Raw genomic sequence first — 8439 nt, 5'->3', positions numbered from 1 at the left:
GAACCGGAACCGCACCGCCGGCCGGAACCGACGCCCCCGCGCCCGCCGCCCCGCACCGCGACTGACGGAGGAACCGCCATGGACCTTTTCACCGGCCGCTCCAACGGCACCGGCCCCGTGGACGGCCTGGCCGCCTTCGTGCGCGGCACCGCCCCGGACGCCAAGACGCGGGCGCGGATCGCCGACGCCGTCCCCGCCGAGTTCTTCACCGTCCCCGACGGACTCACCGCCCGCGACCGGCAGGAGCTCACCTACCGGCGGCTGCGCCGCGCCGGGCTCGCCGCGCCGCCCGCCCCCGAACTGCTCGACGACCCCCCGGCGCTGTGCGCGCTGCTGGAACGCGCCGCGATCGCCGACCCCGCCCTGTTCCACGTCATGCTGCTGCACTACACCCTGGCGCTCGGCCCGATCCTGCGGTTCGGCGCCGGGCAGGACGGCCCCCGGCGGGCCCGCGACGACCTGGAGTCGATGACCTCGTTCGGGACGCTGCTGATGACCGAGGTCGGCCGCAGCAACAGCCACCTGTCGCCCCGCACCGTCGCCCGCCACGACCCCGCCACCGGCGGGTTCGTCCTCACCACCCCCGACGCGCAGGCCGCCAAGTTCCCCACCAGCACCGCCCACCCCGGCGTCCCGAAGACCGCCGCCGTCTACGCCACCCTCGTGCACGGCGGCGCCGAGCGCGGCGTGTTCGTGTTCGTGGTGCCGCTGCGCGGCCCCGGCGGCGACGTCCCGCCCGGCATCCGCGTCGTCGCCGCGCCCGAGACCACCGGCCTGCAGGTCGACTACGCCGCCGTGCTGCTGGACGGCCTGCGCGTCCCCTACGAGGCGTGGCTGCGCGACGGCGCGTCCATCGACGCCGCCGGCGGGTTCCACGACCCCGCCGGGGACCCGGCCGCGCGGCTCACCCGCTCGATGGGCATCGCCCCCGCGGTGTGGCGGGCCGTGATCTCCGCCTCGGCCGCGATCACCCGGGCGTCGGCGGGCATGCTGCTGGCGCACTCGGCGGGCCGCGCCACCCTCGGGCGGCTCGCGCCGCAGCGCCCCCTGACCGACTACCGCAACCAGCAGGAGGCCGTCCTCGGCGCGCTCGCCGCCGGGTACGCGCTCACCGCCGTCGCCGCCCACGCCCAGTCCCGCCGCACCGCCGCCGACGCCCCGCCCGGGCAGGACGGCGCGCGAGACGGCGGGCAGGACGGGGGGCAGGGCGGGCCGGAGACCGCGTGGGCGCCGTGGTCGGCGGTCGACCGCGACCTGGCGCTGCTGAAGGCCGCCGCGACCGCGCAGGCGCAGCGGACGGTGTCGGCGTGCCGGGTGCACAGCGGCGCGCCCGGGTTCGCCGCCGTCGAGCGCCTCAACGCCTACCGCGGCCTGTCGCACGCCTACCAGAACGCCGGCGGCGACAACGACCTCATCCGCTACGACACCGCCCGCGCCATGGCCGACCTGGACCGCTACGCCCCGCCCGACCCCGGCGCGGGACCGCCCGACGGCGGCGACCTGCGGTCCCCGGCGGTGTGGCTGTTCCTGGCCCGCGACACCGAGCGCCGCATGCGCGACCGCCTCGCCGCGCGGATCGGCGACGCCGCCGCGGCCGGCGACGACGCCTTCACCGCCTGGAACGGCAACCTCGCCCTGGCCGGGCGGACCGCGTCGGCGTGCGCCGACCGCGTCGTCCTGGAGATCTGCGCCGCCGCCGCCGACACCGGGCCGCCCGAGCTGCGGGCCGTCCTCGGCCTGCACGCCCTGGACCTGCTGGAACGCCGCGCCGCCGACCTGCTCAACGAGGGCGCGGCGCCGCCCGGCATCGTCGACGAGATCTGGGCGGCGCGGCGGCGGGCCTGCGACGAGCTCGCCCCCCGCGCCGGCGACCTGGCCGCCGCGTTCGAGCTGCCGCCCGAGGTCACCGCGCCCGCCGCGTTCCTCGGCGGCCCGTGACCCGCGGCCACAGCCCCGGAGCACACGGTGACGGGCCGGTCCTCCCTTGCCGGGGGCAGGGGAGGAATAGGGCCACGCCACGCCGTGAATTTGCCAAGGAGGCGGGGGAACCAGCACGAGGTGGCTACCGTTCTCGTAAGACAGACGAACCGTGCGCGGGTGGACCGCACCCGCACAGGCCGATACGGAGGTAGACACAGTGGGAGTCAGTCTGAGCAAGGGCGGCAACGTCTCGCTGACCAAGGAGGCTCCCGGACTGACCGCCGTCGTGGTCGGGCTGGGCTGGGACGTGCGGACCACCACCGGGACCGACTTCGACCTCGACGCCAGCGCCCTGCTGTGCTCGGCGGAGAACAAGGTGCTGTCGGACCAGCACTTCGTGTTCTTCAACAACCTCAAGAGCCCCGACGGCTCGGTCGAGCACACCGGCGACAACCTCACCGGCGAGGGCGAGGGCGACGACGAGCAGATCAAGGTGAACCTGGCCACCGTGCCCGCCGAGATCGCCAAGATCGTGTTCCCGGTGTCGATCTACGACGCCGACAGCCGCCAGCAGAGCTTCGGCCAGGTCCGCAACGCCTTCATCCGGGTGGTGAACCAGGCCGACAACAGCGAGATCGCCCGCTACGACCTGTCGGAGGACGCCTCGACCGAGACCGCGATGGTCTTCGGCGAGCTCTACCGCAACGGCGCCGAGTGGAAGTTCCGCGCCGTCGGCCAGGGCTACGCCTCGGGCCTGTCGGGCATCGCCTCCGACTTCGGCGTGAACGTCTGAGCGGAGCCGCATCGCGGCGGGGCGCCCCGGGACCCGGTCCCGCGGCGCCCCGCCGCCGTCCCGGCCCCGCCGCACGCGGCGGCCGGGGCGGGCGCGGCGCGGTCAGCCGAGGAGCTCCTCGCGCAGCCGCGTCTTCAGGATCTTCCCGCCGGGGTTGCGGGGCAGGCCCTCGCCGCGGAACCAGTAGTGGACGGGCACCTTGAACCCCGCGATCCGCTCGCCCAGGAACCCCCGCAGCTCCTCCTCCGACACCGCCGCGCCCGGACGCGGCACCACCACCGCGCCGACCTCCTCGCCGAGCACCTCGTGCGGGACGCCGATCACCGCGCAGTCCGCCACCGCGGGATGCTCGTACAGGGCCGCCTCGACCTCGGCGCAGTAGATGTTCTCCCCGCCCCGGATCAGCATGTCCTTGGCGCGGTCGACGATGTAGACGAACCCGTCCTCGTCCAGCCGCGCCAGGTCGCCGCTGTGGAACCAGCCGTCGACGAACGCCTGCGCGGTCGCCTCCGGCTTGTTCCAGTACCCCTTGATCACGTTGGGGCCCTTGATGAGCAGCTCGCCCACCTCGCCCGGCGGCAGCTCCGCGCCGGACGGGTCCACCACCTTCACGTCGCACACCGCCACGGGCGGGCCGACGCTCTCGGGCCGCTCCAGGTAGTTCACACCGCCGTTGTAGGTGGTCACCGACGAGGTCTCGGTCAGCCCGTAGCCGTTGCCGGGGACCCGCTCGGGCAGCCGCTCCCGGATCTTGTCGACCAGCGCCGGCGCCGCGGGCGCGCCGCCGTAGCTGACGCCGGTGAGGCTGGAGGTGTCGAACTCGCCGAAATCGGGGGAGGTCAGCACCTGCCACGCCATCGTCGGCACCCCGCCGAACCCGGTGACGCGCTCCCGCTCGATCAGCTCGAGCGCGCCCCGCACGTCCCACTTGTACATCATCACCACCGTGCCGCCCTGCAGCGCGCTGGTCACCAGCACCGAATGGCACCCGGTGGCGTGGAAGAACGGCACGCTCAGCAGCGTCACCCGCCGCTGCGGCGCCGTCAGCTCCTCCAGGCTCCGGCCCGCCCGGACACCGCCGGAGATGACGCCGTAGGCGAGGCTCACCGGATTCGTGGTGATGTTGCGGTGCGTGCCCAGCGCGCCCTTCGGGCGGCCCGTGGTGCCGGAGGTGTAGAAGATCGTGGCCTCGTCGTCGGGATCGATCGCCACGTCCGGCAGCGACGCCGCCGCGGGGTCGCCGACGTCGCCCAGGACGTCCTCGAACGCCTCGCACCCCTCCGGGACGGCGCCGCCCCCGCGGGCCACCACGCACGGCACGCCGAGGCCCGGCAGCACACCCGCGAGGCGTTCGGCGCGCTCGGCGTCGGCGACCAGGACCTTCGCGCCGCTGTCGGCCAGCCCGTACTCCAGTTCCGCGGCCGTCCACCAGGCGTTCAGCGGCACCGCGACCGCGCCCGCGACGGCCGCGCCGAAGAACGCCACCGACCACTCCGGATAGTTGCGCATCGCGATCGCGACCCGGTCGCCCTTGGCCACGCCGTACCGGTCGATCAGGACCCGCGCGAACGCCGCGGCCCGCGCGTAGTGCTCGGCGAAGCTCAGCCGGTCGCCCTCGTAGACCAGGAACGCGGCGTCGCCGTGCAGCCGGGAGATGTCCAGGATCTCCCGCAGCGTCGGCGGCGCGTTCTTCCACACGCGGGTCCGGACGCCGCGGACGTCGACCTCGTCCATCTCGAACAGCCGCCCCGGCGCCGTCATCGCGGCCCTGACCTCGGCGATGTCCGGCAGCGCCGCCGCCCCGGCCCCGGTCGGTGCGGTGCCGGTCGATGCGGTGCCGGTCGGTGCCTCCGTGGCCGGTGATTGCTGGTCGTGCACGTCGCGCCTCCCGCGGGGTCACCGGCGCGCCCCGCGCGGCCCGATCGCCGAACACGGTTCGGTGCGCCGTGCCCGAAATCTATGATCCGCGTCACGCGCAGGTCAACGACCTCTGCCGCCCCTCGGCCGGCTTCGGGCTGTGCCCGTGCGGCCGCGGCCGCGGGAAGCGGCGCCGTGTGGACGCCTGTTCCGGGCGCCGGAAAGCGGTGGTCTTGAGGAAGATCCCTGCCTGCGACAATGGGGGCATGAGCGAACGCGGGCCGATCGAATACTGGTTGTCGGACATGGACGGCGTCCTGGTGCACGAGGGCCGGCCCGTGCCCGGCGCGGAGGAGTTCATCCGGCGGCTGGCGGCGTCGGGCAAGCCGTTCCTGGTCCTGACCAACAACTCGATCTACACCCGCCGCGACCTGTCGGCGCGCCTGGCCGCGGCCGGGCTGGCGGTGCCCGCCGAGTCGATCTGGACCTCGGCGCTGGCGACCGCCCGGTTCCTGGCCGACCAGCGGCCCCAGGGGTCGGCGTACGTGATCGGGGAGGCCGGGCTCACCACCGCGCTGCACGAGTCGGAGTTCACGCTGACCGACATCGACCCCGACTACGTCGTGCTCGGCGAGACCCGCACCTACAGCTTCTCCCAGATCACCCGCGCGATCCGGCTGATCGAGGGCGGCGCGCGGTTCGTGGCCACCAACCCCGACCCGATCGGCCCGTCCCCGGAGGGCTCGCTGCCCGCCTGCGGCGCCGTCGCCGCCATGATCACCCGCGCGACGGGGGTGGAGCCCTACTTCGTCGGCAAGCCCAACCCGCTGATGATGCGGACCGCGCTGAACCGCGTCGGCGGGCACAGCGAGTCCACCGCGATGATCGGCGACCGCATGGACACCGACATCGTCGCCGGCGTGGAGGCCGGGCTGGAGACGATCCTGGTACTGACCGGCGTGACCGGCAAGGACGAGATCGCGCGGTTCCCGTTCCGCCCCGGCCGCGTCGTCGACTCCGTCGCCGACCTCATCGACCTGGTCTGACCCGCCCCGAGCGGGCCGGGCCGGCGGGTGTCAGCCGAAGGCGCCCAGCGCGGTCATCATGCCCATGACGTCGGACACGACCCAGTATTCGGCGAAACGCCCGTCGCGGGCGCGGAAGATGTCCTGGCCGCGGAAGGAGACGGCCGTGCCGGGCTCGGCGGTCGCGCCGGGGAGGCCGCCGCGGTAGGTGCCGTGGAAGGTCCAGCCCGCGGCGACCATGCCGGACCCGCCCGCGGCGTCATTCGGTTCACCGGGGACGGGGCCGATGACGGGCCCCGCGTCCAGGGCGGTGCGGACGTCGGCGAAGTACTCGTGGGAGCGGCGGACCTGCTCGGCGGCCCCGGCGGGGCCGTGCACCTGCAGGTCCGGCCAGTGCCCGACGAAATCGGGGGTGAGGATCCGGTCGGCGACGGCGAGGTCGCCGGTCCACACCTCGAACAGCCAGCGGCGGTACAGCTCGTCCAAAGCGTCCATGGTCCTACGCTCGGTGCCCCCGGCGGCCCGCGTCAAACCGCCCGCCGCCGGGCACCCCTACACTCGGGGACGACCATGCGCACGATCAGGCGGGGCGGCTCCCGCGAGCTGGAGATCCGCAAGTCCCGTTTCATCTGCACGCTCGCACGCGCCGCCGACGAGGCCGAGGCGGTGGAGTTCCTCGCCCGGCACCGCCGCGCGCACCGCGACGCCACCCACAACTGCACCGCCTACGTCGTCGGCGAGCACGGCGAGATCGCCAAGAGCAGCGACGACGGCGAACCCGCCGGCACGGCCGGGATCCCGATGCTGGAGGTGCTGACCCGCCGCGGGCTGACCGGCACCGCCGCGGTCGTCACCCGCCACTTCGGCGGCGTCAAGCTCGGCGCCGGCGGCCTGGTCCGCGCCTACGCCAAGGCCGTCGCCGACACCGTCGACGCCGTCGGGGTGGTGGAGCTGCGCCCCGTCGTGACCGTCACCGTCGGCGTCGGGCACGCGCAGGCCGGGCGGTTCCTCGGCGACCTGCACGCCCGCGGCGCCCAGCCCGCCGACGTCCGCTACGGGCAGGACGTCGAGGCCGACGTCGCCGTGCCCCTCACCGAGCTGGCCGAGTTCGAGGCGTGGGCCGCGCGGGTCACCGCCGGCCGCGCGGTGCTGCGGCGCGGCGCGCCCGGCCACATCGAGGTCCCCGTCACCCCGTGACCACCACCCCGTGACCACCGGCTCGTGACCACCGGCTCGTGACCATCGGCGAGACAGTGTGTCTCTTCGGTGATACAGGCGGTCGGGAAATGGGACGGTGGTGTAGCGTGCCGCGCGATGACCAGGAACATGATCTTGCGGGACCACGTGCGGGCGGGGATCCTCGACGTCGCGGCGGCCGTGCTGGCCGAGCGCGGCACGTCGGTGAGCATGACCGACATCGCGCAGGCCGCCGGGGTGGCGCGGGCGACGCTGTACCGCTACTTCCCCAACCGCGAGGCGCTGCTGTACGCCCTGTACGAGGCCGCGCTGGCGGACCTGACCGGGCGGCTCGCCGACGCGCGGCTGGACGCGGTCCCGACCGAGGAGGCCGTGGCCCGGATGACCCGCGCGACGATCGCGGCGACTGCCCGGTACCGCGCGCTCGGCCTGTTCGACCGGACGCCGCGGGAGGCGCGGCGCATCGAGCGGCAGCTCGCCGCGCCGCTGCGGGCGGTGTTCGAACGCGGCGCCGCCAGCGGCGCGTTCCGCCGCGACCTGCCCGTCCACACCCTGGCCGAGCTGTACTTCAGCCTCCTGGAGGGCGTGGTGTCGCGGGTGATCCGGCACCGGCTGAGCGTGGAGGAGGCCAGCGCGTCGGCCACCACGCTGTTCCTGTCGGGAGCACTCGCCCCGCAGTCCGAACCCACGCCGCCACCCGCCGCACCGCCACCGCCGCCTCCGGCGCCTCCGGCGCCTCCGGCGCCTCCGGCGTTCCCGGAGCGGTCCGCGCCGCCCGCGTCCGGCTGAGCGGGGCCGTCGCCTAGAGCGGGGCTGCCGGATCACGCGGGCGGGGCGGCGGCGGTGCCTCCCGCGCGGGCGCGCAGGCGGCGCAGCATGCGGGCGTCGGTGAAGCCGACGGCGCGCGCCGCGGCGTCGGCGGTGGCGCCCTGCCCGATCAGGTGCCCGGCGCGCTCCAGCCGCAGCTCCTGCTGGTACCGCAGCGGGGTGAGGCCGGTCGCGGCGGTGAAGCGGCGGGTGAGGGTGCGCTCGCTGACGCCGGCCGCGGCGGCCAGGTCCGCCAGCGGCAGCGGCCGGGTGTAGGTGGCGTCGATGATGTCCTGGGCGCGGTGGACGGCGTCGCTGAGGTGCCCGCGGTGCCGGAACATCACCCCGGCCTGCGGTTCGTCGCCGTTGCGGCGCGCGTACACGACCATGGTGCGGGCGACGCGGGCGGCGGCGCCGGGTCCGTGGCGGGCGGCCAGCAGGTGCAGCGCCAGGTCGATGCCGCTGGCGATCCCGGCGGAGGTGACGACGCGGCCGTCGGTGACGTACAGGACGTCGCGGACGACGGCGGCGCGGGGGTGGCGGCGGGCGAGGGCGTCCTGCAGCTCGTGGTGGGTGGTGCAGCGTCGGCCGTCCAGGAGCCCGGCGTGGGCGAGGGCGAACGCGCCGGAGCAGACGCTGGCGACCAGCCCGCCGGCGGCGTGGTGGGCGGCCAGCCGGCGGGCGGCGCCGCGGGACACCGGCGGCGCGTGCGGGGCGTCGGCCTCACCCGCCGCCCACCGCCAGCCCGGGACCACGACGACGTCGTCGGGGGTCAGGTCCGGCCAGGCGGCCGGGGCGCGCAGCGCGACGCCCTGTGCGGTGGCGACGTCGTCGTGGTCC

Annotated in this window: 8 protein-coding genes; 5 read left to right on the top strand and 3 right to left on the bottom strand. The window is 75.5% G+C overall.

The features are described 5' to 3' along the window. Window positions 1–78: 78 nt before the first annotated feature. Together E1266_RS32825 and E1266_RS32820 are read left to right on the top strand one after the other, a co-directional pair. Window positions 79–1938: an acyl-CoA dehydrogenase gene (locus tag E1266_RS32825; RefSeq protein ID WP_132053766.1), complete on the top strand. Its 1860-nt coding sequence runs from the start codon at window positions 79–81 to the stop codon at window positions 1936–1938. A gap of 199 nt (window positions 1939–2137) precedes the next feature. Continuing rightward, window positions 2138–2713 carry a TerD family protein gene (locus tag E1266_RS32820; protein WP_131955591.1) on the top strand — a complete coding sequence of 192 codons (576 nt, stop codon included), beginning with the start codon at window positions 2138–2140 and terminating at the stop codon, window positions 2711–2713. Between the two features lie 102 nt (window positions 2714–2815). Here the strand turns inward: E1266_RS32820 and E1266_RS32815 are convergent, their stop codons facing one another. Beyond that, on the bottom strand, window positions 2816–4591 hold the full coding sequence (locus tag E1266_RS32815) for a class I adenylate-forming enzyme family protein (RefSeq protein ID WP_243719175.1): 1776 nt from the start codon (window positions 4589–4591) through the stop codon (window positions 2816–2818). 245 nt (window positions 4592–4836) lie between these two features. On the opposite strand from E1266_RS32815, the gene E1266_RS32810 reads away from it, so the two are divergent. Next, complete coding sequence (locus tag E1266_RS32810) at window positions 4837–5616, top strand: HAD-IIA family hydrolase (protein WP_132053764.1); 780 nt, start codon at window positions 4837–4839, stop codon at window positions 5614–5616. A gap of 30 nt (window positions 5617–5646) precedes the next feature. On the opposite strand, the gene E1266_RS32805 is transcribed toward E1266_RS32810, so the two are convergent. Then, on the bottom strand, window positions 5647–6090 hold the full coding sequence (locus E1266_RS32805; RefSeq protein WP_132053762.1) for an ester cyclase: 444 nt from the start codon (window positions 6088–6090) through the stop codon (window positions 5647–5649). Window positions 6091–6165: 75 nt separating this feature from the next. Between E1266_RS32805 and E1266_RS32800 the strand changes: the two genes are divergently transcribed. Further along, window positions 6166–6792, top strand: a complete 627-nt coding sequence (locus tag E1266_RS32800) for a YigZ family protein (protein ID WP_132053760.1) — start codon at window positions 6166–6168, stop codon at window positions 6790–6792. A 117-nt stretch (window positions 6793–6909) separates the two neighbouring features. Beyond that, window positions 6910–7581, top strand: a complete 672-nt coding sequence (locus tag E1266_RS32795) for a TetR/AcrR family transcriptional regulator (RefSeq protein ID WP_132053758.1) — start codon at window positions 6910–6912, stop codon at window positions 7579–7581. Between the two features lie 32 nt (window positions 7582–7613). Here the strand turns inward: E1266_RS32795 and E1266_RS32790 are convergent. Then, on the bottom strand, window positions 7614–8439 hold an 826-nt coding region (locus E1266_RS32790), incomplete at its 5' end, for a DJ-1/PfpI family protein (protein ID WP_132053756.1).

Origin of the sequence: Actinomadura sp. 7K534, from assembly GCF_004348575.1 — a bacterium.
GTDB classification, from domain to species: domain Bacteria; phylum Actinomycetota; class Actinomycetes; order Streptosporangiales; family Streptosporangiaceae; genus Spirillospora; species Spirillospora livida.
This window is presented reverse-complemented; position numbering and strand designations above follow the sequence as displayed.

Excerpts from the sequence above, each read along its gene's own strand:
- E1266_RS32825 (WP_132053766.1), top strand. The coding sequence starts at position 79 with ATGGACCTTTTCACCGGCCGCTCCAACGGCACCGGCCCCGTGGACGGC.
- E1266_RS32810 (WP_132053764.1), top strand. The coding sequence starts at position 4,837 with ATGAGCGAACGCGGGCCGATCGAATACTGGTTGTCGGACATGGACGGC.
- E1266_RS32805 (WP_132053762.1), bottom strand. The coding sequence starts at position 6,090 with ATGGACGCTTTGGACGAGCTGTACCGCCGCTGGCTGTTCGAGGTGTGG.
- E1266_RS32800 (WP_132053760.1), top strand. The coding sequence starts at position 6,166 with ATGCGCACGATCAGGCGGGGCGGCTCCCGCGAGCTGGAGATCCGCAAG.
- E1266_RS32795 (WP_132053758.1), top strand. The coding sequence starts at position 6,910 with ATGACCAGGAACATGATCTTGCGGGACCACGTGCGGGCGGGGATCCTC.